The sequence below is a fragment of the Prescottella sp. GW823-FHT02E09 genome (assembly GCF_058797375.1).
Genome location: NZ_JBXAJP010000002.1, coordinates 200,187 through 224,597 on the forward strand (window position 1 = coordinate 200,187; position 24,411 = coordinate 224,597).

Below are 24,411 nucleotides of genomic sequence, written 5' to 3' on the forward strand. Positions count from 1 at the left end.
CTGGTCGTAGGCTGGGTAGGTGAGTTCACCCGAGTTCCCCGACACCACCGAATCGGACGATACCGACGCGGACGTGCCGATGCTGCGCGATCCCGTGTTGATCGCCGCGTTCGAAGGCTGGAACGACGCCGGCGATGCCGCGAGCGGCGCCGTCGAGCATCTCGAGCTCACGTGGGATGCCAAGCCACTCGCCGAACTCGACTCCGAGGACTACTACGACTACCAGGTCAACCGGCCCATCATCCGGCAGGTCGACGGGGTCACCCGCGAGATCGTGTGGCCCACCACACAGTTGTCACTGTGCTCCCCGCCGGGCAGCGATCGAGACGTGCTGTTGCTGCGCGGCATCGAGCCGAACATGCGCTGGCGCAGCTTCTGCGACGAGTTGCTCGAGTTCGTCGACGAGCTCGGGGTGCACACCGTCGTGATCCTGGGCGCACTGCTCGCCGACACCCCGCACAGCAGGCCCGTCCCGGTGACGGGCACCGCGCACAGCGTGGAGGCCGCCGAACACTTCAACCTGGAGCAGACCCGGTACGAGGGGCCGACCGGCATCGCCGGGGTCCTGCAGGACGCGTGCGTCAAGGCCGGTGTCCCGGCCGTGTCGTTCTGGGCCGCGGTCCCCCACTACGTATCCCAGCCGCCCAACCCCAAGGCCACCGTCGCGCTGTTGCAGCGCGTCGAGGACGTCCTCGACATCGAGGTCCCGCTCGGCGATCTGCCCAACCAGGCCGAGGACTGGGAGGAGTCGGTGTCCGAGATGACCCGCGACGACGAGGAGATCGCCGAGTACGTGCGCACCCTCGAGGAGCGCGGCGACGCGGAGACCAACATCTCCGACGCGATCTCCAAGATCGACGGCGACGCGCTGGCCGCGGAGTTCGAGAAGTACCTGCGCCGTCGCGGCCCCGGCCGCTTCGGGGCGTGACCGGGGACCCGGCCCGGGGTTTCCGCACACGGCTCCAGCTCTCCGCGCTGTACGCCGGCGGATTCCTGGGCCCGTTCGGTGGCGGCGTCGTCACGTCGATGCTTCCCGAGATCGGCGACGACCTCGGTGTGGACGCGTCGGCCGCGGCGACGTCGTTGACGGCGTATCTGCTGCCGTTCGCTCTGGTGATGCTGGTCTCGGGGACTCTCGGTTCCCGTTGGGGCCGGATGCGCACCGTCCGCATCGCATACGGCGTCTATCTCGTGGCATCGCTCGCGTGCTTCGCTGCACCGACGTTGGAGTTGCTGCTCGGCGCCCGGGTCCTGCAGGGCTGCGCCAACGCCTTCACCACACCCCTACTGCTGGCGACGCTGGCGGCGATGACACCGCAGAACAGACTGGGCCGCGCCCTCGGCGCGTTCGGGGCACTGCAGGCCGCCGGCCAGACCACCGCACCACTGATCGGTGGTCTCGCCGCGGAAGCGAACTGGCGCCTCGCATTCCTCGCGATCGCGGTGGTGGCCGCACTGCTCGGCGCGCTCGGCCTGCCCGACGCAGCCCGCAACATCCCGGCCGACACCGGAGCCCGACTGCGTGACGCGTTGCGCCCGGAGGTGCTGCGCGTCGGCGTCGTCGCACTGCTCGGGTGGGGCGCGCTCGGCGGCCTGGGATTCCTGCTGGCCTTCCGCGCCGAGGACGAGTTCGGGATGAGCCCGGCGGTCCGCGGCCTGCTGCTGACCGGGTTCGGTGTCGCCGGCATTCTCGCGGCCCGTCCCGTCGGACTGCTGATCGACCGGATCGGGGCCCGGCGGACCGTCGTCGTCGGCGCGCTCGCCGGTGCCGTCCTGGTCGCGATCGCCGGCACCGTGGACTTCGCGGCCGTCGCCGCCGTTGCCTGGTTCTTCGCCGGCATCGCATCGCAGTTCCTACTGGTCGGCGTCAATGCCGCCGTCCTGGGTTCGCAGAGCGGGAACCGCGGCGGTGCGGTGTCGGTGGTGCAGTCGCTGCGATTCTCGGGTGCGGCGCTCTCGCCGCTCGCGCTCACTCCCCTGTACGCGGTCCATCCGAGCGCGAGCTTCCTGCTTCCGGCGCTCCTGCTGGCCGTGCTCCCGCCGCTGTTGATGCCGCGAAACCCGGCGAAGGACTGATCCCCTCTACCGCCCCACCCCCGCGTTTTGCGCACTTGTCGGTGATTTCCAACTCGGAAATCACCGTTACGTGCGCAAAGTGCGTACCGGCGTGCAGTTTCGGAAATCCTGCCAGTTCCGTCCCGCACCGATCTCCGACACGACACGCGTCCCCGATTCCGCTTTTCTTCCGGTTCCGTTGTGCACAGAGTGACTACTGTTGCGGATGTGACCCTCACGGACGTTGCACCGAACCCGCGGCCCGAACGCAGCATCGACATCTATCGGCGCGCCCTGTCCTGGCTGGAGACTCAGCTCCCCCACGGATGGTCCGTGTCGTCGGACCGGCCCCGCTCCCCCGCCGCACCGAATCGACTGCTGATCACGGCGCCGGACGGCGAATCCGTGTCGTACGCGATCACCGCGTCCAAGGGCGTCCTCAGTGGTGACGTGGCACGCATCGCGGCCGAACTCTCCGACAGCGACCGCGGATTCGTCTGCGCGCACTACCTGTCCGAACCGGTGCGCCGCCAGCTGGACGGCCACGGCCTGTCGTACGCGGACGCCACCGGCAACCTGAACCTGGTCGCGGACCGGCCGGCGATCTGGGTCCGGAACCGCGGCGCCGACGCCGATCCATGGCGCGGACCCGGCCGGCCGTCGGGTGTGCTCACCGGCGAGCCGTCCGAGCGCATCGTGCGTGCCCTCGCCGATCACGTCGGGGAGGTGTCGGTCCCCGAACTGATCAAGCTGTCCGGAGCGTCGACGGGGGCGGCCTACCGCGTGGTCGAGGTCCTGTTCGAACGGGAACTGCTGACCCGCCTGCCCCGCGGCCCCATCACCGACGTGCGCTGGACGCACATGCTCCGCGCGTGGGCCGCCGACCGCAAGCCGTGTGCCACCCGCAGTTTCGCGGCTCCGAACGGACTCGACGAGCTGCGAGCGCGGCTCGCGGCGGGCAACGGCGACCCGGTCTACGCGGTGACCGGGATCGGCGCCACCGACTACGCGTCGGCCGCGGTGCTCGAGGTCTACGCCGACGACGTCGACAGCTTCGCGGCCGCGCTGGACCTGCGTCCGGTCACCGGTGGGGCCGACGTCGTCGTCGCGACACCGTGGTCGGCAGCGGTTTTCGAGCGGATGCAGTACCGCGACGGACTGCGCTGTGTCGCGCCGAGCCACGCGTACGCCGACCTGGTGGCCGGCCCGTTCCGGCATCCCGACGCAGCGGAGTACCAGTTGACGGCGCTCACCGCAGACGAATCCTGGCGCCGCCCGGTGGGTCGCGGCCGGTGACGGGGTGGTGTGTTCGCTCGCGACCCGAGCGACGCCCTAGGCTGTCACGGTGAGCGATTCAGGTGACCCTCGCACGTCCCCGGGCGGTGATTTCGCCGTGCGCGAGGATCGGCTCCGGCTGTTCTCCTTCACGACCGCCGAGAAGCGTGCCGAATACCTGTGGGTGCTACGCGCGTTCGACCATGCGCGGGCCAACTACGTCGTCCTGCTGCACGCCGGCGAGGTCGCCGAGATCCTGGGTCGGATCTCCGGGGACGATCCGGCCGCAGCGCTGACGTCCGCCGAGATCACCCCTCTACTGGAGCAATTGCACACGTGGGCGGTGCTCGAACGCAGTTACGACGGGAGCCGCGCTGCGACCCTCGCCGAGTACCGGAACCGGCACTTCGTGTACCAGTTCAGTCAGGCCGGCTACCTGGCCTTCCGCGCCGTCGAGGATCTGCTCGGGGCACGGCTCGAGGATGCGACGCTGTCCCGGTTGGCGCTCCCGGATCTACTCGCAGATCTCGAGGAACTGGCCGTGGCCAACCGCCGGGGCGACGGGGATCTCATCTACCGCAAGCTCGCCCGCCTGGACTCCACCCTCACCGACATGGCGGCGCGGGCCGCGCAGTTCTATCTCATGCTCGGCGACCTGGTGCGCACCACCGAGATCACGCCCGAGGCGTTCCTGTCACACAAGGACGCCCTGCTGAGTCACATGCGGGAGTTCAGTTCCGACCTGGCCCGCTACGCACCGAAGCTCCGCGCCGCCATCGAGGCGGTCGAGGCCACCGGCGTCCCGTCCCTGATCACGCGGGCTGCGGCCAGCGACGATCGGGTCTTCCTCTCCATTGAGGAACGCGAATCCGATTGGCGCGCACGCTGGTCGGGCCTCGCCCAGTGGTTCGTGGGGGTGTCGGGCCCCAGCGAGTCGGATCGTCTGCGGGAGGGGACGATGAGCGCGATCGCCGCGGTGTTGTCGCTGCTGCGCCGGGTCACCGAGACCCGACGGGGCGGGGTGAGCCGCGAGAGCCAGCTGCGGCACCTCGCCGGATGGTTCGCCGCCACCCCCGACGAGGATTCGGCGCACGCCCTGTTCCAGCTCGTCTTCGACCTCGGACGCCCGCGACATCTGTCGATGGTGCATCCCGACGCGGATATCATCCCCGACTCGCGGTCGTGGTGGGACGCGACGCCCGTCGAGATCTCGCGGACGCTCGCCGAGACCGGTCGCGCAGCGCAACCGGGCATGCCGTCGCGTGTCCAGCGCAACGAGGGCAGCATCCGCCGACTTCGCGAGGAACAGTTGGCAGCTCAACGTGCCCGCGCGGTCGCGGCATCGTCGCTGGCCGCCGCCGGTGCCTACGACCGAGTCCTCGACGCCGACGAGACCGACGTCCTGTTGAGTCTGCTCAATGCCGCACTCACCGCGCGCGTGCCGGTCAGCGGCACCGTCCCCAGTTCGACGGGGTCGGAGAACGGTGTCCGGCTCACGCTGCGCCCACACGGGGAGACGACGGTGGTGCAGACCGTCCGGGGCCGGCTGCATCTCGACGGACTGCAGGTGAGTGTCCAGTGAGGTCCCGTGTCTCACCGCTGGATCTCGACTCGTACCAGCGGGCCGCCCGGGTGATCCTGTCGAATCACCTCGTGACGCAGACGTATCCCGACCGGCTCGCGCTTCCGCTGCTGCGACGCTGGGCCACCGAGCTTCGGGACGACCTGCTCGACCTGTTCGGGTACCGGCTCGAGGTCACCGAGACCACCGCTCGCCTGTTCACCGTGGCCGACCGCCTCGAACCGGGAATCCCGGCGCGCACCGCGAACGACCGCACGTTCGACCGGCACCGCTACGCCTACCTCGCGTTGGCGCTCGCGGCGCTCGGCCGGGCCGGAAACCAGATCACCCTGTCGGAACTCGCCGACCACGTCGGGGCCGAGGCCGCTCAGGTGCCCGGCGTGGCGCTGTCCACCGACCGGGCCGCCGACCGCGACGCGTTCGTCGACGCCGTCGGCTGGCTCGCGGCCCGGGGCGCGATCGTCCTCGCGGACGGTGACGCGGGCGGATGGGCGTCCAATCCCGATGCGGGCGAAGCGCTCTACGACATCGACCGGTCGGTCGTGGTCGCGTTGTTCCGTCCGCCCCGCGCGCTCCAGCACCTCACCTCGGTGCGGACACTGCTCTCAGGCGAGAAGCCGCCGCAGGACGACGACCTGATCGGCCTGCGCACCGGAGATCCCCGCGAGGTCGCCCGGCGGATGCGACGGGCCCTGGTCGAGCGGCCGGTGGTGTACGCGGACGAACTGACCGACGACGAGCGACTACAGCTCGCGCTGCCCCGCACGGCCGCCGACGTCGAGGAGGTGACCGGACTGGTCGCCGAACGCCGGGCCGAGGGGATCGCGATGATCGACCCGTCGGGCCGCATGTCCGACATCCGGTTCCCGAGCACCGGAACGGTGTCCCAGGTCGCGCTGCTCCTCGCCGGCGAGATGGCCGATCGGGTTCTCGATCTGGACGCGCCCGGTCTCCCCCGGCACCCGCTGCCCGAGTCGAACCAGCGCGAGTTGATCGCCCGGCTGGACGCGGCCGTTCCGAGTGCCGGGATCTTCGCCGAACTCGCCGAGCACGTCGATGCCGACGACGGTGCCACCACCGACGGCGACGCCGACGACGATCGGCCCGAGCCCGCTTTGTACTCGATGCTCGATGACGCCTGGATCGCGGCAGCCGTCGACGAACTGGTACTGCGCTTCGGGCGAACCTTCGCTGCGCAGTGGCAGGCCGATCGGGAGGGCTTGAAGCGCAACGTGATCGGGCTGCTCGATCGCCTGCAGCTGATCCGCGTGGTCGACGGCGGCGTCCTGGTGACGCCGGCCATCGCACGATTCCGCGGGGTCGTGGTCACCATCCGGGACCGCACCGCCCAGTCCGAACTGTTCGACGAAGCCGACGCCGCTCGACCCGACGTGACCGCAACCGTAGAGAAGTAGAGGCACCTTTCGCATGGCACACGCGCGCTTCAAGCCGACCCGCGCCGGGATCGTCAACCTGTGGGACTACCGCGACCAGGAGTTCTCGTTCGCGGACGGGCGACTGGTCCTGCGCGGGCCCAACGGTTCGGGCAAGACCAAGGCGCTCGAGGTGCTGTTCCCCTTCGTCTTCGACGGGCGAATCGAGCCGCGCCGCCTGAACCCGTTCGCCGGCGAGGAACGCACGATGAAGTCGAACCTGCTGTACCGAGGCCAGGATTCGGCGCATTCGTACGTGTGGATGGAATTCGCGCGCGGCCCGCAGGACGATCCGGAGGCCGTCACGGTCGGGATCGGGATGCGCGCCAGCCGCCACAACGACAAGGTCACGCGCTGGTACTTCGTCGCGGAAGGCCGCGTCGGCGTCGACTTCTCGCTCCTGGGCAGCGACGACCGGCCGCTCACCAAGAAGCAGCTCGCCGAGCAGCTGGGCAGTGACGCAATCACGGACCGTCCCGTCGACTACCGCGCCGCGATCGATGCCCGGCTGTTCGGGCTGGGCACCGAGCGCTACGACCAGCTCATCAACCTCATCCTGACCCTGCGCCGCCCGCAGCTGGCGAAGAACCTCGACCCGAAGGGGCTGTCGCAGGCCCTCACCGACGGCCTGCGTCCGCTCGACGAGCAACTGGTGCTCGAGGCGGCCCGTTCCTTCAGTGACATGGAGGAGGTGAGCCGCGCGCTCGAGGGCCTCGCCGCCGCCGACCAGGCCGCGCAGAGCTTCGTGACGGTGTACTCGAAGTACCTCGGTCAGCAGGCCCGCACCGACGTCGAACAGGTCTCCCGGCGCATCGAATCGGTGGAGCGCGCGAAGACCGTGCTGGACGAGGCCGTCGCGCGGCAGACGTCCCGGCAGGAGGAGCGATTGCTCGCCGAGGATCGGTTCACCGCCGCCGAGCGCGCCCTCGAGCAGAGTCGCGCCGACCTCGAGACGCTGCAGCGGTCCGGGGCCTACGAGGGCAAGCAGCAGCTCGACGACCTGGCCGCCGCCGTCGCACAGCTCAAGTTGTCCACCGAGCAGCAGGCCGACAAGGCGCGCCGGGCCCAGGCGACACTCGAGCAACGCACCGAGGAGGCCACGCGGGCCTCGGATTCGGTGAAGCGGGCGACCGCCGAACTGGTGCGCGCCGAGGAGCAGTTGGCCGAGGCCGCGGAGCAGGCCGGCATCGTCTGGAGTCCGCTACCCGACGGGGTTCGCTCGGACCGGATCACCACCGCCGTGCGCGGGCACGCCGAGGAACGTGACGGCGACGTCCGCGCGGTCCGCGCCGCGCTCGCCACCGTCGACAAGGCCGGCACCGAGCGCGCGCGGGCCGACCGCGCCGCCGACAAGGGACGCGAACTGCTCGACGCCGCACAGGCTGCGGTCGCCGAGGCCGAGGCCTCGGTGGCGTTGGCCCGCGCCGACTGTGCCGCCGCGTTGAGGGCCTGGTGGACCGAGCACTCGGCGGGATACGCCTCGATCGGGGTGAGCGCCGACCTGTTCTCCGCGCTGGACACCGCACTGTCGCTGGCCGGCGAGGACGACTCCCCCAGCCTCACCACGGTGCTGCACGAGCAGACGCACACCGCCCTCGACGACCAGCGCGCTCGGCGTCGTCATGCCGTCGCCGAGCAGACCGCCGCCACCGAGCGGATCGCCGCGCTGCGCGCCGACCGCGATCGCGTCGCGGCCGAGAAGGACGATGCTCCTGCGGGATTCGCGTTCCGCACCGGTGATCGAAGCGAGTTGTCCGGGGCCCCGCTGTGGCGGTTGGTGCGGTTCGTGGACGGCGTCGAGCCCGCGGTGGCCGCGGGCGTCGAATCCGCGCTGGCCGCCGCGAATCTGCTCGACGGCTGGGTGTCGGCCGGTGACGGTGCGCAGCCGGACACCGAGTCCGAGCAGTTCCTGACGGCACTGCCCGAGTCGCTGCGCCCGCAGGGTCCGACGCTGTCCGACGTCCTCGAGGTGGAACCCGACACCGGGGTCCCCGAATCGCTGGTGCAGGCGATCATCGAGTCCATCGCGCTCGACACCACCGGGGCCGCGAGCGCCGGCACCGTCGGTGTCGGCGTGGACGGACGCTTCTGGCAGGGCGTGCAACGCGGCCGCCACGTCAAGGCCGACGCCGAGTACATCGGTGCGACCGCACGGAAGCGGCGCCGGGCGCAGCGGATCGAGGAGATCGCGCAGGAGATCGTCGAGGCGGAGGCTCGACGGGACACCGCCCACACCGAGGAGACCGAGACCACCGCGCTGCTCGAGCGGATCGCGGTCGCCGGGAAGTCTCTGCCCCGCACGTCCGGTGTCCTCGCTGCGATCAAGAAGCTCACCGAGGCCGCCGGGGCGCTCCGCAGCCGCTCGGAGTCCACCGCGAGCGCGGGCGAGGAACTCGATCATGCGATCGCCGATCACACCGCCAAGGAGAAGCAACTCCGCGCGGTCGCCGTCGCGCACCGCCTGTCGCATCAGGCACGCGACATCGACGCCGTGGCGGCCTCGATCCGGCACTTCGAGAGCCGGGGCGAGCAGTTGCTTCGCTGCCGTCGTGAGCAGGAAAAGGAACTCGAACTCCACCGGGAGGCGGTGGACCGCCTGGAGGAGGCCCGCGGCAACACCGAGGAGTTCGTCGAGGAGGCTGCGGTCGCGGAGGAGAACTACGCGCAGCAGATCTCCAGGCTCGAGACGCTCCGGGAGGCTCTGGGCGCGAGCGCCGAGCAGATCGATGCCGACCTCGAGCAGGTCCGCGCCCGAATCGAGGTCTGCAAAACCGAGCAGCGGTCCGCGCGCAAGGCCTACGACGCGGCCGTCGAGCAGATCGGCAAGGCCGAGGGCGCTCACAACACCGCGATCGAGGCATTGCGCAGCGCGCTGACCGAGACGCGCACCGATGTCGACCGGCTCGCGCCCTACGCGCGACGCGACCTGCTCGATCTCCTCGGAGTCGAGGGTGTGCATTCGTGGCCGCAGAGCAGTGCGGCGTGGCTCACGGCCGACCAGCTGGTGTACCGGATCGCGACCGAGGGCGACGTGGACTCCCCGATCCTGCCGCCCGAGGTGGACGCGCTGTACCGGGCGATGGTCGCGGCCACCGCCTCGGTGAAGACCAGCGAGAACGCCAAGAAGGCGACCCGCTCGGCGCTCACCGCGGCGCTGCAGGACTTCGACGCCCAGCTCGCCGCCGCCGGTCAGGACTACCGCCTGCAGTGGGACGCACCGGACGGTCTGACGGTGGTCCGCGTGCAGGACGACCAGGGTTACTCGTCGATCGGCGAGTTCGCGACCCGGATCGCCGGCGCCCGCCGGGATCAGGAGGTGCTGCTCACAGACTCCGAGCGCCGCATCCTCGAGGACGCACTGCTGACCGGGCTGGCGCAGCAGATCCACGAGCGCACCGCCGACGCCCGTGACCTGATCGCCCAGATGGGCGCGGAGATGCGCGAGCGCCGGATGTCGTCGGGCAGCACGATCGGCGTGCACTGGGTTCTCGCCGACAACCTCGACGACAGCTCACGCGCCGTGTCCAAGTTGCTCGACCGGGCCCCGTCGGCACTGACCGCCGACGAACTGGCCACCGTCCGGGCGCACTTCGCGGCCCAGGTGCGGATCGCGCGCGCCTCCCACCCCGAGCGCTCGTACCCGGAGATCCTCGCCGCCGCGCTCGACTACCGACGCTGGCGGGTGTTCTCCTTCACACTGATCGGCGGCGACGGCAGCGAGGACCGGCTCACCGTCGCCCGGCACAGCGCGCTCTCCGGCGGCGAGCAGTCGGTGTCGCTGCACCTGCCGCTGTTCGCTGCGGCCCACGTGATGCTCTCGTCGGCCGACCCGCACTCACCGCGACTGCTCGGCCTGGACGAGGCGTTCGCCGGCGTCGACGACAACGGCCGCAGCGAGCTGCTGGGGTTGAGCGTCCAGTTCGATCTGGACCTGTTCATGACCGGCTACGACCTGTGGATCACATACGGCGGCGTGCCGGGGTGTGCGCACTACGACCTGGCGCACTCCACCGCCGAGCAGAGCGTCAGTGCCGCGCTGCTCGTGTGGTCGGGCGGCGAGCTGCTGGCCGAGCACGACGGCAGTGATCTGGCCCGGGCGCTGGGATCGCCGATGCGTCGCCGCGTCCCGGCCACCGCGGAGGGCGGTCTCACATTCGCCGAGGTCTAGTCGGGCGAACGCGGCTCACCGGGCAGGGCGGCGACCCACTCCGGCCGGTGGCCGGCACCGCCGAATGGACCATTTACCAGCGAATTATCGGCATGTCCCGCACCGACACGCCGATCGTTTTGTGATCTGCGTCACAACGCAGGCCCGGAGTGACCCTCGCCTCCATGACTTGAACATTCCGTGTAACGGCCTGTTATCTGGTTGTGACATTGCCGTGACCACCGAGTGATCTTCGGTCTCGATCTCGTAGACCATTGCCGATTCTACCGGTGCTCACGCCCGACGCGGTTGCCACGTTGCAGCCCCCAGCCGGAGCAGAGCCTTGCACAATTCCCCTGAATGCACGATCGACCAGACGACGCCCACCCCGCGTGGCCTCATGTCACGAGTCCGCATCGCCGGCCTCGCCACTGCGAGCGTCGCCGGACTGTGCGTCGGCAACCTCGCGATCGGACCCATCGCATCCAGCTCAGCAGAGACCCTGCCGACACCGGCCGCAGCGGTGCAGTTCCTCGACACGACCAACCTGCGGAAGGCGCTCGATCTTCCCGAGTCGACCTCCGCGGCAGCCCCCGTCGCCCAGGCCCGGGTCATGCCGGCCCTCGGCTCCGCCGATCCGGCCGCAGTGCCTGCCGCGGCGGCCGCGCCGGTCGCCCCACCTGTCGCCCCGCCGGCACCGAACCCCGCATCGGTCACGCTCGACGAGCTCGTCCGTATCGTCCCGCAGGTGTCGCCCGACCAGCTCGCCCAGTACGTCGCTCCACTCAACGAGGCGCTCGTCAAAGCCGCGATCGACACCCCCGTGCGCAAGGCTGCCTTCATCTCCCAGCTCGTCGTCGAGTCCGACTCGTTCCGCACGTTCGAGGAGTACGCCTCCGGCCGCGCCTACGAGGGCCGCGCCGACCTCGGTAACGTCGCACCCGGCGACGGCGAGCGGTACAAGGGCCGCGGCGCGATCCAGGTGACCGGACGCCACAACTACCAGAGTGTCAGCGACTACCTGGGCATCGACTTCGTCGCGAACCCCGAGCTCATGGCGACGCCGGAGAACGCGTTCGAGACCGCGGCGTGGTACTGGCAGTCCCGCAACCTCAACGCCACCGCGGACACCGCCGGGATCGAGCAGGTCTCGCGGATCGTCAACGGCGGAACCCACGGCCTGCCGCAGCGCATCGACAGCTTCATGCGCGGACTCGCCGTCCTCCACTGACCCACTTCGGCAGTTACCGCGCGAAAGCCCCCTTCCGATCACGGTAGGGGGCTTTCGCACGCTCCACGGCCCCCCTTGCTTGAAAGTTCGGGATCCCGAACTCTATAGTGCGTATACGCGAACCGCCCTGGTCGGTGCTCGCGGAACACCTCGAAGAGTCCAGTGAGCGGAGTCCAGTGAGCACCGAGACCGACGTACCCGCCGCGACACGACGCAAGGGCGGCGGTCTCCGCTCGGCCGCCCTGCTCGGGCCGGCGTTCGTCGCCGCCATCGCCTACGTCGACCCCGGCAACGTGGCGGCGAATCTCACTGCGGGTGCGAAGTACGGCTATCTGCTGATCTGGGTGCTGGTCCTCGCGAACGCGATGGCCGTCCTGATCCAGTACCTGTCGGCCAAGCTGGGCCTGGTGACCGGGCGCTCGCTGCCCGAGATGCTGGGGCAGCGACTCCGCAAGGGCAACCGCCGGGCATTCTGGCTGCAGGCCGAGGTCATGGCGGCGGCCACCGACGTCGCCGAAGTCATCGGCGGCGCCATCGCGCTCCACCTCCTGTTCGGCCTCCCCCTGTTCATCGGCGGCCTCGTCACCGGCGTCGTCTCGATGGTCATCCTTTCCATCCAGTCCCGCCGTGGACAACGCACGTTCGAGTTCGTGGTCATGGGACTGCTCGCGATCATCACGATCGGATTCCTCACCGGACTCGCGTTCACCGACGTGTCGGGTGGCGAGGCCGTCGCCGGACTCGTCCCCCGATTCGAGGGCACCGAAACCGTCCTGCTCGCGGCGAGCATGCTCGGCGCGACCGTCATGCCGCACGCCATCTACCTGCATTCCGCCCTGGCCCGCGACCGACACGGGGCCGCCGGACACGGGCCCCGCCTACGCCGACTACTGCGTGTGACGCGCTGGGACGTCTGCGGCGCCCTCGTCATCGCCGGCGGCGTCAACATCGGCATGCTGCTGCTCGCCGCGTCCGCCCTGCGCGGCGTCCCCGACACCGACAGCATCGAAGGCGCGCACGCCGCGATCCAGGCGGCCCTCGGTCCCGGCGTGGCGGTGGTGTTCGCGATCGGACTGCTCGCCTCCGGCCTGGCCTCGACCTCGGTGGGATGTGCCGCCGGATCCGAGATCATGCACGGACTGCTGCACATGCGCATCCCCGTCCTCACCCGTCGGGTGGTCACGCTCATCCCGGCGCTCATCGTGCTCGGGATCGGAGTCGATCCCACCTATGCACTCGTGATCAGCCAGGTGGTGCTGAGCCTGTGCATCCCGTTCGCACTCATCCCCCTGGTCCGGATGACGTCGGACCCCGACCTCATGGGTCCCGAACGCAACGCGTCGGCGACGACCGCCCTCGCGTGGGGGTGCGCCGGACTGATCATCGCCCTCAACGTGGCCCTGTTGTGGCTCACCGTCACCGGATCCGGCTAGACGGCGACCACGACCCGCTCACGGCAGAGTCCACACCACCGTCGTCAGCAGCCAGAACACTGCGGCCGCGAAGGCGAGGAAGCCCACCGACACGACGACGCCGAGTGCATCGATCCGCCGGTCGGTGACGTCACCGCGTTCGAGCCAGAACCGCAGCACGCGGGTGACGATCGGCATCACGACCCAGGTGAGCAGGCTCACCGACGCGATGTTGCCGATCAGCAGGCTCGACCAGAGCGGCGCGGCGGGCCACAACTCGTCGATGGTGATCGTCAACACCACAACCAGCGGATAGAGACCGACGAGCACCGACAGCGCGGTCTTCCAGGACGGCACCGGCGCGGCCGCTCCGGCGGCCGACGGGAACCACGACCCGTAAGGGTTCGGAATGGGTCGCAGGCTGAAGTCCCGGAACTCCCGGCCCTCCGCGAGCAGCGCGGCCCGGTCCGGCGACTCGAGCCAACGGTCGAGGTCCGCCTGCGACCCGAACGTGAACAGGATCGTCCATTCGTCCTGGATTCCCGGAATCGGTGCGTGCAGTTCGGATCCACGGAAACCCGGGAATCGGCTCTCGGCCTCGGTGATTCGCTGCTGCCAGGCGAGGAACTCGTGTTCTCGACCGGGCACCGGGGGATGCGATACGACGACCGTCACCGGCTCCGGCCCGTCGTCCTCGACCAGCACGTGCTGCGTCGGTGACCGCTCGAACAGCGGTGAGGCGCGGTCGACGAGGGCGCGCCGGCGTTCACTGCCCAGCCAGCGCTCGAGGTGGGTCACCGAATCGAACCGGTACACGACCGACCACTCGCGCCCACCGCCGGCCGGCGGGGTGATCTCGGTCCCGAGGAACCCGTCGAACGCTGCTGCCGCCCTGTCGACTTCGTCCTGCCAGTGCCGGAAGTCCGGTTCGCGTCCGGCTCGGACCGCGTGCGTGACCACCACGGTCGCCGGGGCGCGACGTGGCGATCCGGAATCCGAGGCGACCATCGCGGTGACGGCTCAGTAGGGGTGCTTGTCGGTCTTCTCGGACCAGACCGCGTACGCGGCCGCACCCAGATCCTGACGCACCTGCTCGATCCTGATGGATCGATCCGCGAGGGGACGGGCGAAATCCTCGTACTGGAACGCGTCGTCGAACCCGATCGCGGTGGTCGCGGCAAAGTCGCTCGCGAAGTACACCGCATCGAGGCGAGACCAGTAGATCGCGCTCATGCACATCGGACACGGCGCGCCACTGGTGTAGATCTCCATCCCCATCAACATCCGGGCACGCTCGGGAACACGATCCGGCGAGCCCTCGGGCCGCGGAACCAGCGTCAGCGTCGACCGGTCGAGATGGTCGGCGGCGATGCTCGGCGCATCGGCGTTGAGGACCTGGACCGTCTTCCGGATCGCCTCGATCTCCCCGTGCGCGGTGATGTCACCGGTCAGCAACACCCGATTCTGACCGCGCGCCACGATCTCGCCGTCCCGAGCGATCACGGCGCCGAACGGGCCGCCCCAGTTGTTCGTCACCGACTCGATCGCGAGCCTGCATGCCTCGTTCATGAGTTCGTCTGGTGTCATGGCCGTTTCGCCTCCGGAGCGTCGCAGTACCCCTTCGCACAATTTACCGAGCGGGTGAGCCTCACCACACGACTTCGGCCCCGATCGGGGGCACGACCTGCCCGAACGGCCGCTTCCCGGCACCGCCTCGCGATCGACGACGACCTGACACCGACGCGCTCGGGGTGTCTACTGAGTACACCCGCTGCCGATCGAGCCGAGGTGAGCGCAGATGCCGGTGTGGCGATTGCGAGACTTCCAGAACGACGACCTGGACCAGGCGATTCAGGTCTGGGACCAGAGCCGGTCCCCCGGATCCCCCGAGCCCGTCTTCACGCTCGCCGAGGTGATGGCGGCCGCGCGTGCCGGTCAGCCGGCCGTGGTCGCCGCCGTCGGCGACGAACTCGTCGGCATGGCTGTCGCCCAGGTCCACGGCGAACGAGCGTGGATCCTGCTGGTCGCGCTCGGGTCGCGCTGGCGCAACCGCGGCATCGGCAGTGCGCTGCTCGCCAACCTGGAACGACGCCTGCGGAGCGCGGGGGCCCATCGGATCTCCGCGGTGCTCCCGGAGGCGGCAACCGGGTCCGCCGCGTTCGAACACTCCGGATACCTCCGCCGCGACGGGCTGGTCTACTACGAACTGCTCGAACCCCCCGGCCCGGACAAGACCCTGCTGAGCGAGCTGGGCGGCCGGGTGATGCCGAGCGGGTTGTGGGCGACGATGTCCGGGATGGAGGACGTCAAGGCGGTCATCGACCGCCGGATCGTCTCACCGCTCGAAAACCCGGACCTGGCAGACCAGTACGGGGTCCAGCCGCCGAAGGCGGTCATCCTGTTCGGCCCGCCCGGGACCGGAAAGACCAGCTTCGCGAAGGCGATCGCCTCCCGGCTGGACTGGCCGTTCGTGGAACTGTTCCCCTCCCGCCTGGCAGCGACGTCCGACGGCGGCCTCGCGGCGTCGCTGCGCGAGGTGTTCGCCGACCTCGCCGAACTCGACGAAGTCGTCGTCTTCATCGACGAGGTCGAGGAGATCGCCAGTGCCCGAACAGGAATCGCCACCAGCCCGGCGCACGGCGTCACCAACGAGCTGCTCAAACTGATACCGGCATTCCGCGAGTCCGATCGTCGGCTCATGGTGTGCGCGACCAACTCGGTCCACTCACTGGACTCGGCGTTCCTACGTCCCGGACGATTCGACTACGTCATCCCCGTCGGACCGCCCGACGCACCCGCACGCCGCGCCGTGTGGCAGCGCTACCTCGGCGCGTCCGCGGTCCACGTCGACCTCGACCGACTGGTCGAGGCCAGCGAACTGTTCACCCCCGCCGACATCGAGTTCGCCTCCCGGAAGGGCTCGCAGGCCGCGTTCGAACGCGAGGTGTCCGAACGCTCCGGCCGGCCGGCGACCACCGAGGACTACCTCGTGGCGATCGCCGACACCCGGCCGACGCTGACCACCGAGATCCTCACCGAGTTCGAGGAGGACCGGGAACGATTCACGCGGCTGTGACCGCGGTCAGCGCAGGTCGATACCCAACAGCGCGTCGACCGCCGTCGCGAGTGCGGCCGGCGCGGACTCGTCCGGTCCGCCGTGATCGAGTGCCCGACGAGCCCAGCCGTCGATCGCGTCGAGCGCCTTGGGCGTGTCCAGGTCGTCCGCGAGATGCTGCCGCAGCCGGGCGATCGTGTCCTCGGCCGACGGGGCGGACGCGACCACAGCGGCCTTGCGCCACAACTCCAGTCGGGTCTGCGCATCGGCGAGAACCTGGTCGGTCCACGCGCGGTCGGCCCGGTAGTGACCGGACAGCAGACCGAGCCGGATCGCGGCCGGATCGACGCCCTCACCACGTAGCTTCGAGACGAACACCAGGTTGCCGCGGCTCTTCGACATCTTCTCGCCGTCCAGGCCGATCATGCCGGTATGCACGTAGTGGCGTGCGAAACGCTCCGTGCCCGTGGCCGATTCGGCGTGCGCGGCCGAGAACTCGTGGTGCGGGAAGATCAGGTCGCTGCCCCCGCCCTGGATGTCGAAACCGGATCCGATGCGGTTCAGCGCGATTGCGGCGCACTCGATGTGCCAGCCGGGACGTCCGGGACCGAACGGGGACGGCCACGACGGCTCGCCGGGTCGCTGCGCGCGCCACACGAGGGCGTCCAGCGGATCCTGCTTGCCCGCGCGGTCGGGATCCCCGCCGCGCTCTGCGAAGAAGTGATCCATCGTGGCGCGGTCGTAGCCGGACTCGTACCCGAACTGCGCGGTGGCGTCCGCCCGGAAATACACGTCGGGGTATTCGGGGTCGTCGACGATGTACGCGGCACCGGACGCGACGAACTTCTCGACCAGCTCCACGACCTCGTTGATCGATTCCACCGCGCCGATGTAGTCGCGCGGAGGCAGCACTCGCAGCGCCTCCATGTCCTCGCGGAACAACGCGGTCTCCCGCATGCCGAGCACGATCCAGTCCTCGCCGTCACGCGCGGCCCGCTCGAACAGCGGGTCGTCGACGTCGGTGACGTTCTGGACGTAGTGCACGTCGTGACCGGCGTCGCGCCAGATCCGGTTCACCAGGTCGAACGTCAGATAGGTCGCGGCGTGACCGAGGTGCGTCGCGTCGTACGGGGTGATGCCGCACACGTACATCTTCGCCACCTGGCCGGGCGTCACCGGGCGGACCTGTCGGTCCGCGGTGTCGTAGAGCCGGAGGGCCGGGCCCTGACCGGGCACGGACGGGACAGCGGTATCGGACCAAGACTGCATGGGAACGAGCCTAATGGAGAGTCGATTCCACCTCTGCGGGCGGAGTCGACGGCGGCGCCTGTCCGGGCTCCGGCGCCGACGCCAGTCGGCTCGGCCACCAGATCTTCCGTCCGATGTCGATCGTGAGCGCGGGCACCAGCAGCGACCGCACGAGCAGCGCGTCCAGCAGGACCCCGAACGCGACGATGAACGCGAGCTGCGCGAGGAACAGCAGCGGAATCACCGCCAGTGCCGAGAACGTGGCCGCGAGAACGACACCCGCCGAGGTGATCACACCGCCGGTGACGGTGAGCGCCCGCAGGGTCCCGCGCCGCGTCCCGAACCGGATCGACTCCTCGCGCACGCGGGTCATCAGGAAGATGTTGTAGTCGATGCCGAGCGCCACCAGGAAGACGAACGCGAACAGCGGCACCACCGGGTCGGCGCCGGGGAACCCGAGCAGGTGGTCGAACACCAGCGACGACACACCCAGCGTCGCCACGAACGACAGCACCACGGTCGCCATCAGGATCAGCGGCGCGAGCAGCGCCCGCAACAGCAGCGCCAGGATCGCGAACACCACCAGGATCACCACCGGAATGATCACCGTGCGGTCGCGGGTCGAGGTGGTCTTCGTGTCCAGGTCGGTCGCGGTCGGACCGCCGACCAGCGCGTCCGCCCCGGGCACCGCGTGGACCGCGTCGCGCAGACGCTCGATCGTCCGCTCCGCCGCGAGCGAATCCGCGGGATCGGTCAGTGTCGCCCGGATCGCCACACGGCCGTCCACGACCATCGGGGCGCCCGACGGACCACCGGGCGCCGCCACCGCACTCACCTCGCCCACCCCCTCGACCCGCGACGCCGCGACGACCTCGTCGACGGCCCCCGCCCGAGCGATCACGACGGCCGGTGAGCCGGAGCCCGCGTCGAAGTGCTCGCCGAGAACCTGCTGCCCGGCCACCGAATCGACGTCGAGCAGGAAGATGTCCGACTGCGCCACCCCACTCGCCTTGAACGTCGGCAGCAGCAGCGCGAAGGCCGCGAGAACCAGGGTGGACGCGACCCAGAACCGCCGCGGACGGGCGCCCACTCTCTTCGCGAGACCGCCCCAGAAGCGGTGGTCGGAGGTTTCGTCCCGCTGTGCGTGATCGGGGTCGAACGCCGGACGGGTGGGCCAGAACGCGACCCGGCCGAACAGCACCAGCGCGGCCGGCAGGTACGTCATCGACGCGACGAACGACGCCGCGATCCCCACGGCCGCCACCGGCCCCAGCCCACGGTTGGAGTTGAGGTCGGACAAAAGCAGGCACAGCACACCTGCGATGACGGTGCCGGCGGACGCCGCGACCGGCTCGAGGGTTGCGCGCCAGGCCCGCTTCATCGCGTCGAACCGATCCGGTTCGGTGCGCAGTTCCTCCCGGTAGCGCGCGACCAGGAGCAGCGCGTAGTCGGTGGCGGCGCCGAACACCAGGATGAAGAGGATGCCCTGGCTCTGCCCGTTGAGCGCGATCGCGCCGGAATCGGCGAGCAGGTACACCAGCAGGCTCGCGAGCCCCAGCGCGAACACCGCCGACGAGAGCACCAGCAGCGGCAACAGCGGACTGCGATAGACCACGATCAGGATCAGCAGCACCACCGCGCCGGCGACCAGCAGGAGCAGTCCGTCGATCCCCCTGAACGCGGTCGACAAGTCGGCCACCTGCCCGGCCGGTCCGGTGACCAGTACTTCGAGCCCGTCGGGCGCTCCCTCGAGCCCGATCCTCAGCTCCCCGACGCTGTCCCCGACGTCCACGGTGGAGTCGATCGGGACGATCATCTGCAGCGCGCGCCCGTCGCCCGACGGAATGGGCGGCGACACCTGTTCGCCGAAGCCCGCCCGGCCCGCGACCGCTGCTCCTGACTGCTCGAGGAACTGGGCGTCGCGCGGTTCGATCCCCGCGTCCCGCTCCGCGACGACGATCGCCGGCACGAACCGGGTGTCGGTGAACCCGTCGTAGAGGGCGCCGGCCTCGGTCGCCTCCGCGGAGGCCGGCAGGAAGGCGGTGTTGTCGTTCTTCTGAACCTCACCGAGCTTGCCGGCGAACGGGCCTCCGAATCCGCCGACACCGAGCCAGACCAGGACCAGCAGTGCGGGCAGCACCCAGCGCAGGCGGGAAGTAGTGCGCTTGTCCGGATCGGTCCGTGCGGGCATGGTCTGGATCCTCCGGGGTCGACGAGGGAATAGGCTCGAACTCCAGAGGGAGTTTATTCAGCCTGCTGAACAATTGCACGGAGACCGACTTTGACCGACACCGCCCCCGCCTCCGGACCGGCCCCCGACGGGTTCGACTCCTGGCCCACCGGCCGCCTGCTGTCCACCGCCGCGCGCCTGGTCGAACACACGTGGGAGGAACTGCTGCGTGCCCACGGCATGACCCACGCCGGTCTCATCGCACTCCACACGGTTGCCGACGGGGCGCACTCGCAACGGGACATGGCCCGCGCGTGCCAGGTCACCGATCAGACCATGAGCCGCACCGTCGAACGCCTCGAACGCGAAGGTTTCGTCATCCGGGAAACCGACCCGAGCGACGAGCGGCGCATGCGCGTCCGGATCACCGACACCGGTCGCGACATCTACCGTCGGCTGCTCGACCTCGAACGCGACGATGCGGACCTCACCGCCGGCATCTCCGATCCGGACGCGTTGCGTCGGCTGCTCCTGGAACTCATCCGCAGTCGGCGGACATCCCGGGACTAGACGAAATCAGAAGGCGGGCCAGGGAATCGGGCGCGACCCGACCGGATGCGGCATCACCGGTGCCGCAACCAGGGCCCGCGCGCGCTCGCGCAGGGCATCGACCTCACGGACCGTGATGTGCTCGGCGAGGACGGTCTCGAACTCCTCGCCCTCGAGCCGCTGGGCGAACGCGACCACGTCGGCCATCAGGTCGTCCCCGATCGGCGCCCCCGCCCAGCCCCACAGCACCGTGCGGAGCTTGTGCTCCTCGTGCAGGCAGATGCCGTGGTCGACGCCGTACACCGAGCCGTCGACGCCCTCGAGTGCGTGCCCGCCCTTGCGGTCGGCGTTGTTGAGCAGGATGTCGAGGACCGCCATGCGCTGCAGCCGTGGATCGTCGGCGTGGATCAACGCCACCTCCGCCCCCTGCCCGTCGAGCGCACGCAGCACTTCGAGCCAGCCGGGCGGCACCTCCTCGGGAGGACAGATGTCCACGAGATCGAGCTGGCCGCCCGACTCGGGATGACGGTCCGGGGTCTCGATCCACTGCTGCACCATGCCGGGACCGAACGGCCCGTCACGCAGGATCGTCCGGGGAATCACGCCCCAGCCCAGTTCCTCCGAGATCAGGTACGACGCGACCTCACGGCCCGCGAGGGTGCCGTCCGGGAAGTCCCACAGCGGACGTTCACCCCGGATCGGCTTGTACACGCAGCGCACCGACCGGCCGTCGGTGGACGCGTCACACACCAGCGTCGCGTTGCTCGCGTGGACGATCCGGCCGACCGGCGTCAGCTCACCGTCCGCGAGCAGTTCGCGGGCCGCGGGATCCGACGGGCCGACCGTCACCGCCGTCAGAGCTCTTCTCCGAACTCGACAGACGAATCGAATCCCGCGATCCGTCGGTATCCGTTGGTGCGAATGCAGACATGGCCGTCCGCGGCCAGCGGCTCGCCGCACAGCGGACACGGGGCGCGGCCCGCCGCGACGACACGCTCGGACCGCAACGCGAACTCGCGCGCCTGGATCGGGGTGAGGAACACCCGCACGGCATCGGGCCCCTCCTCGGCATCGTCGAGGACGACCGATTCGTCGATCTCCGTCTCGCTGACCGCCAGCAACTCGACGACGACGGACTCCGCCTCGGCGTCCCAGCCCAGCCCCATCGTGCCGACCCGGAACTCGACGTCCAGCGGTGTCACGAGCGGACTGAGATCACCGAGTTCGCCCGCCTCCGGGGGCACCGCCGTGCCGAACCGTCGATGCACCTCCTCGAGCAGCAGACCCATCCGGTCGGCGAGCACCTGGACCTGCTGCTTCTCGAGCAGCACGCTCACCACCCGCGCGTCATGCACGGCCTGGAGATAGAACGACCGGTCGCCGGGTTCGCCGACCGTCCCCGCAACAAATCGATCAGGGGTGCGAAAAACATGTATCGCGCGTGGCATTGCACCTCCTCGAATTCTGCGTACCGCTTCATTATCCGCCTACCGTCCCGGTGGCCGATCATTGCCGACCTCACCGCCGGGCACCGACTCCTGCGCGTCGTTCCTCCCGCCGCCGGCGCCGTTCAGGGCGGAGAGGTCGCCGCCGGTGTCGTTCATCCGCAGAACGAAGGGCCGGGTCTCCGTGTACCGCACGACGCTGAGCGACGCCGGCTCGGCCACGATGCGCTGGAACCCGTCGAGGTGGCTGCCCACCGCGTCGGCGAGGACCGACTTGATCACGTCGCCGTGGCTGCAGGCGACCCACACGACGTCCCGGCCGTGCTCGTCGGCCAGGCGCCGGTCGTGTTCCCGCACCGCGGCCACGGCCCGGGCCTGGACCTGCGCCAACCCCTCACCACCGGGAAAGACGGCGGCCGACGCATGGTGCTGGACCACCCGCCACAGGGGCTCCTCGACCAGCTCCTTCAGACTCCGGCCGGTCCACTGTCCGTAGTCGACCTCGACGAGCCGTTCGTCGGTCCGCGGTGTCAGTCCCCGGTCGATCGCGAGCGGGGCGACGGTCTGCTCGCACCGCAGCAGCGGCGAGTGCACGATCTCGGCGATCGCGACACCCGCCAGCCTGTCGATCAGCCCCTTGGCCTGTTCGACACCGAGGTCGTCGAGTCCGATCCCGGGCGAGCGACCGGCGAGGGTGCGTGAGGTGTTCGCCGTCGAACGTCCGTGTCGGAGCAGGATCACCGTCATGCGCTACAGCCTAGTGGGGTCGTGCGCCGACACCGGTCACGTCGCCGACACCACGCCGGTCGCGAGCAGTGCGAGCACGACGACACCGAGCACGATGCGGTACCCGACGAACCAGTACATCGAGTGGTTCACGACGAAGCGGAGCAGCCAGGCGATCGAGGCGTAGCCGATGGCGAACGCGATCAGGGTGGCCACCAGCAGTTGCGGTCCGGACGCGATCAATCCCTCACCGGCCGGTTCGAATGCGTCGGGGAGACTGAACAATCCGGAGGCGACCACCGCGGGGATCGCGAGCAGGAACGAGTAGCGGGCCGCGGCCTCGCGGGTGAGCCCGAGGAACAGGCCGGCGCTGATGGTGCCGCCGGAGCGCGAGACGCCGGGAATCAACGCGAGGGCCTGCGCGGAGCCCATGATGATGCCGTCCCGGGCACGCAGATCCTCGATGGGCCGAGTCTTGCGGCCGTAGTACTCGGCCGCGGCGATCACCAGCGCGAAGACGATCAGCATCGTGGCGATGAGCCACAGATTCCTTGCACCGGTGCGGATCTGGTCCTTGAACAGGAATCCGAGCACACCGACGGGAATGGTGCCGATGATGACGTACCAGCCCATGCGGTAGTCGAGGTCGCCGCGGTGCTCGGCGTGGAACAGTCCTCGGAACCAGGCCACCACGATGCGCCCGATGTCCCGCGCGAAGTACAGCAGCACTGCCGCCTCGGTACCGAGCTGCGTCACGGCGGTGAACGACGCCCCGGCATCGGTGCCGAAGAAGATCTCCGAGACGATCCGCAGGTGGCCCGACGACGAGATCGGCAGGAACTCCGTGAGTCCCTGCACCGCGCCGAGCACGATCGCCTGGAGCCAGGTCATGGCCTCCCCGATCACGCGAGAGACCCCGTGCCACTCGCGCCGGGTGCGGGACGTCGGATCAGGTTGCGGGCATCCGTATTACACGCGTGTGGTCCAAGTTTCACCGGACAGACGGTACCCGGCGTGGCTGTACTCGGCGCGCCGTGCGCGCTACTAGTGTTCTTCACCGGTAGGCGTTCGTCCTGCCGGTGAAGTCAGCGGAAACATCCAGTGTCGAGACGTGGGCGGTTATGGAATACAGAGCGGTGGGAACGAGCGGTCTGCGGGTGTCGAGGCTCGGGCTGGGGACCCTGCACTGGGGTCGGGACACCGACGGCGACGAAGCCGCGGCTCAGCTGTCCGCGTTCGTCGACGCCGGGGGCACCCTCGTCGACACCTCCCCCGCCTACGGCGACGGCAAGGCCCAACGCCTGCTGGCCGAGCTGCTCGACGATGTGGTGCCCCGCGAGTACCTGATCCTCGGTGGCAGCGCCGGCATCAATCCGTACGCACACAACGGGCAGCGCGTGGACTGTTCCCGCCGCGGCCTGCTGGCGCAGCTGGATTCGACGCTGCGCGAACTCGGCACAGACCATCTCGACATGTGGCAGGTGGCGACGTGGGATCCACTGACCCCGGTGGACGAGGTCGCGTCGGCTCTCGACCACGCGGTCAGCAGCGGCCGTGTCCGTTACACGGGGGCCCGCGGCTACCTGGGCTGGCAACTCGCCACGGCGGCGGGTCACTGCGGACCGGGACGTCTGGTCGCAACCCAGGCCGAGTACTCGCTCCTCGCGCGCGGTGTCGAGGAGGAACTCCTTCCTGCCGCCGCGCATCACGGCATCGGCGTGTTCGCCGCGGTCCCGCTCGCGGGCGGCGTCCTGACCGGCAAGTACCGGGACGGGATCCCCGCCGATTCGCGCGGCGCGGACGAGCAGCACGCGGCGGAGGTCCGCAGCTATCTCACCGAGTCGTCGGTCCGGGTGGTCGACGCGGTCCTCACGGCGGCCGACGGGCTGGGCACGTCGCCCCTCGCGGTGGCACTGGCGTGGGCACGAGACCGGCCGGGGGTGGCCAGCGCGGTCGTCGGTGCACGCGACCTCGCGCAGCTCACAGGCGTGCTGTCGGCCGAGGAACTCGAACTGCCGGCGGCGATCGCGGCCGCTCTGGACGACGTCAGCGCCTGATCGGTCGGGCGTCCAACTTTCGATTG

19 protein-coding genes are annotated in these 24,411 nt (G+C 69.9%); 11 read left to right on the top strand and 8 right to left on the bottom strand.

Annotated features, from left to right (window positions below):
* The first annotated feature begins 19 nt into the window (after nt 1–19).
* The 8 genes from AC1RIF_RS05075 to AC1RIF_RS05110 all read left to right on the top strand — a co-directional run bounded on the left by AC1RIF_RS05075 (nt 20) and on the right by AC1RIF_RS05110 (nt 13,156).
* The gene (locus tag AC1RIF_RS05075) at nt 20–928 is read left to right on the top strand and encodes a PAC2 family protein (RefSeq protein ID WP_492600297.1); all 909 of its coding nucleotides are present in this window, start codon (nt 20–22) and stop codon (nt 926–928) included.
* The gene (locus AC1RIF_RS05080; protein WP_492600298.1) at nt 925–2,076 is read left to right on the top strand and encodes an MFS transporter; all 1,152 of its coding nucleotides are present in this window, start codon (nt 925–927) and stop codon (nt 2,074–2,076) included. Before AC1RIF_RS05075 ends, AC1RIF_RS05080 begins: the two co-directional genes overlap by 4 nt.
* Nucleotides 2,077–2,283: 207 nt before the next feature.
* On the top strand, nt 2,284–3,351 hold the full coding sequence (locus tag AC1RIF_RS05085) for a hypothetical protein (protein WP_492600299.1): 1,068 nt from the start codon (nt 2,284–2,286) through the stop codon (nt 3,349–3,351).
* Between the two features lie 97 nt (nt 3,352–3,448).
* Nucleotides 3,449–4,912, top strand: coding sequence for a TIGR02677 family protein (locus AC1RIF_RS05090; protein ID WP_492600769.1), 1,464 nt, complete (start codon nt 3,449–3,451; stop codon nt 4,910–4,912).
* Nucleotides 4,909–6,327, top strand: coding sequence for a TIGR02678 family protein (locus tag AC1RIF_RS05095; protein WP_492600300.1), 1,419 nt, complete (start codon nt 4,909–4,911; stop codon nt 6,325–6,327). The genes AC1RIF_RS05090 and AC1RIF_RS05095 overlap by 4 nt, the downstream gene beginning before the upstream one ends.
* 13 nt (nt 6,328–6,340) lie before the next feature.
* Nucleotides 6,341–10,513, top strand: a complete 4,173-nt coding sequence (locus AC1RIF_RS05100) for a TIGR02680 family protein (protein WP_492600301.1) — start codon at nt 6,341–6,343, stop codon at nt 10,511–10,513.
* Between the two features lie 379 nt (nt 10,514–10,892).
* Entirely contained in the window at nt 10,893–11,723 is an 831-nt protein-coding gene (locus AC1RIF_RS05105) for a glycoside hydrolase family 19 protein (RefSeq protein ID WP_492600302.1), read from the top strand.
* A gap of 176 nt (nt 11,724–11,899) precedes the next feature.
* On the top strand, nt 11,900–13,156 hold the full coding sequence (locus tag AC1RIF_RS05110; protein WP_492600303.1) for an Nramp family divalent metal transporter: 1,257 nt from the start codon (nt 11,900–11,902) through the stop codon (nt 13,154–13,156).
* Nucleotides 13,157–13,174: 18 nt separating this feature from the next.
* Here AC1RIF_RS05110 and AC1RIF_RS05115 read toward each other — a convergent pair whose 3' ends face one another.
* Both AC1RIF_RS05115 and AC1RIF_RS05120 read right to left on the bottom strand, forming a co-directional pair.
* Entirely contained in the window at nt 13,175–14,143 is a 969-nt protein-coding gene (locus tag AC1RIF_RS05115) for an antibiotic biosynthesis monooxygenase (RefSeq protein ID WP_492600304.1), read from the bottom strand.
* A 12-nt stretch (nt 14,144–14,155) separates the two neighbouring features.
* Nucleotides 14,156–14,722 carry a nucleoside deaminase gene (locus AC1RIF_RS05120; RefSeq protein ID WP_492600305.1) on the bottom strand — a complete coding sequence of 189 codons (567 nt, stop codon included), beginning with the start codon at nt 14,720–14,722 and terminating at the stop codon, nt 14,156–14,158.
* 211 nt (nt 14,723–14,933) lie between these two features.
* Between AC1RIF_RS05120 and AC1RIF_RS05125 the strand changes: the two genes are divergently transcribed.
* Nucleotides 14,934–16,211 carry an ATP-binding protein gene (locus AC1RIF_RS05125; RefSeq protein ID WP_492600306.1) on the top strand — a complete coding sequence of 426 codons (1,278 nt, stop codon included), beginning with the start codon at nt 14,934–14,936 and terminating at the stop codon, nt 16,209–16,211.
* 6 nt (nt 16,212–16,217) lie between these two features.
* On the opposite strand, the gene mshC is transcribed toward AC1RIF_RS05125, so the two are convergent.
* Nucleotides 16,218–17,459 (bottom strand): cysteine--1-D-myo-inosityl 2-amino-2-deoxy-alpha-D-glucopyranoside ligase, encoded by a 1,242-nt coding sequence (gene mshC, locus AC1RIF_RS05130; RefSeq protein ID WP_492600307.1) that lies wholly within the window; start codon nt 17,457–17,459, stop codon nt 16,218–16,220.
* A gap of 10 nt (nt 17,460–17,469) precedes the next feature.
* Nucleotides 17,470–19,629 carry an MMPL family transporter gene (locus AC1RIF_RS05135; protein ID WP_492600308.1) on the bottom strand — a complete coding sequence of 720 codons (2,160 nt, stop codon included), beginning with the start codon at nt 19,627–19,629 and terminating at the stop codon, nt 17,470–17,472.
* Between the two features lie 90 nt (nt 19,630–19,719).
* Between AC1RIF_RS05135 and AC1RIF_RS05140 the strand changes: the two genes are divergently transcribed.
* Nucleotides 19,720–20,178 (top strand): MarR family winged helix-turn-helix transcriptional regulator, encoded by a 459-nt coding sequence (locus AC1RIF_RS05140; protein ID WP_492600309.1) that lies wholly within the window; start codon nt 19,720–19,722, stop codon nt 20,176–20,178.
* Nucleotides 20,179–20,184: 6 nt separating this feature from the next.
* Here AC1RIF_RS05140 and AC1RIF_RS05145 read toward each other — a convergent pair whose 3' ends face one another.
* From AC1RIF_RS05145 to AC1RIF_RS05160, 4 genes are read right to left on the bottom strand one after another with little or no spacing between them, the layout of a single operon-like run.
* Nucleotides 20,185–21,006: an Rv2133c family protein gene (locus tag AC1RIF_RS05145; protein WP_492600310.1), complete on the bottom strand. Its 822-nt coding sequence runs from the start codon at nt 21,004–21,006 to the stop codon at nt 20,185–20,187.
* A gap of 5 nt (nt 21,007–21,011) precedes the next feature.
* A complete protein-coding gene (locus AC1RIF_RS05150; protein WP_492600311.1) occupies nt 21,012–21,605 on the bottom strand; it encodes an Rv2134c family protein in 594 nt (197 codons plus the stop codon).
* Between the two features lie 39 nt (nt 21,606–21,644).
* A complete protein-coding gene (locus AC1RIF_RS05155; protein ID WP_492600312.1) occupies nt 21,645–22,349 on the bottom strand; it encodes a histidine phosphatase family protein in 705 nt (234 codons plus the stop codon).
* Nucleotides 22,350–22,385: 36 nt separating this feature from the next.
* Nucleotides 22,386–23,231: an undecaprenyl-diphosphate phosphatase gene (locus AC1RIF_RS05160; protein ID WP_492600770.1), complete on the bottom strand. Its 846-nt coding sequence runs from the start codon at nt 23,229–23,231 to the stop codon at nt 22,386–22,388.
* Nucleotides 23,232–23,449: 218 nt separating this feature from the next.
* Between AC1RIF_RS05160 and AC1RIF_RS05165 the strand changes: the two genes are divergently transcribed.
* Nucleotides 23,450–24,385, top strand: coding sequence for an aldo/keto reductase (locus tag AC1RIF_RS05165; RefSeq protein WP_492600313.1), 936 nt, complete (start codon nt 23,450–23,452; stop codon nt 24,383–24,385).
* The last annotated feature ends 26 nt before the right edge of the window (nt 24,386–24,411 follow it).

Excerpts from the sequence above, each read along its gene's own strand:
- AC1RIF_RS05100 (WP_492600301.1), top strand. The coding sequence starts at position 6,341 with ATGGCACACGCGCGCTTCAAGCCGACCCGCGCCGGGATCGTCAACCTG.
- AC1RIF_RS05105 (WP_492600302.1), top strand. The coding sequence starts at position 10,893 with ATGTCACGAGTCCGCATCGCCGGCCTCGCCACTGCGAGCGTCGCCGGA.
- AC1RIF_RS05115 (WP_492600304.1), bottom strand. The coding sequence starts at position 14,143 with ATGGTCGCCTCGGATTCCGGATCGCCACGTCGCGCCCCGGCGACCGTG.
- AC1RIF_RS05120 (WP_492600305.1), bottom strand. The coding sequence starts at position 14,722 with ATGACACCAGACGAACTCATGAACGAGGCATGCAGGCTCGCGATCGAG.
- AC1RIF_RS05125 (WP_492600306.1), top strand. The coding sequence starts at position 14,934 with ATGCCGGTGTGGCGATTGCGAGACTTCCAGAACGACGACCTGGACCAG.
- mshC (WP_492600307.1), bottom strand. The coding sequence starts at position 17,459 with ATGCAGTCTTGGTCCGATACCGCTGTCCCGTCCGTGCCCGGTCAGGGC.
- AC1RIF_RS05135 (WP_492600308.1), bottom strand. The coding sequence starts at position 19,629 with ATGCCCGCACGGACCGATCCGGACAAGCGCACTACTTCCCGCCTGCGC.
- AC1RIF_RS05150 (WP_492600311.1), bottom strand. The coding sequence starts at position 21,605 with ATGCCACGCGCGATACATGTTTTTCGCACCCCTGATCGATTTGTTGCG.
- AC1RIF_RS05155 (WP_492600312.1), bottom strand. The coding sequence starts at position 22,349 with ATGACGGTGATCCTGCTCCGACACGGACGTTCGACGGCGAACACCTCA.
- AC1RIF_RS05165 (WP_492600313.1), top strand. The coding sequence starts at position 23,450 with ATGGAATACAGAGCGGTGGGAACGAGCGGTCTGCGGGTGTCGAGGCTC.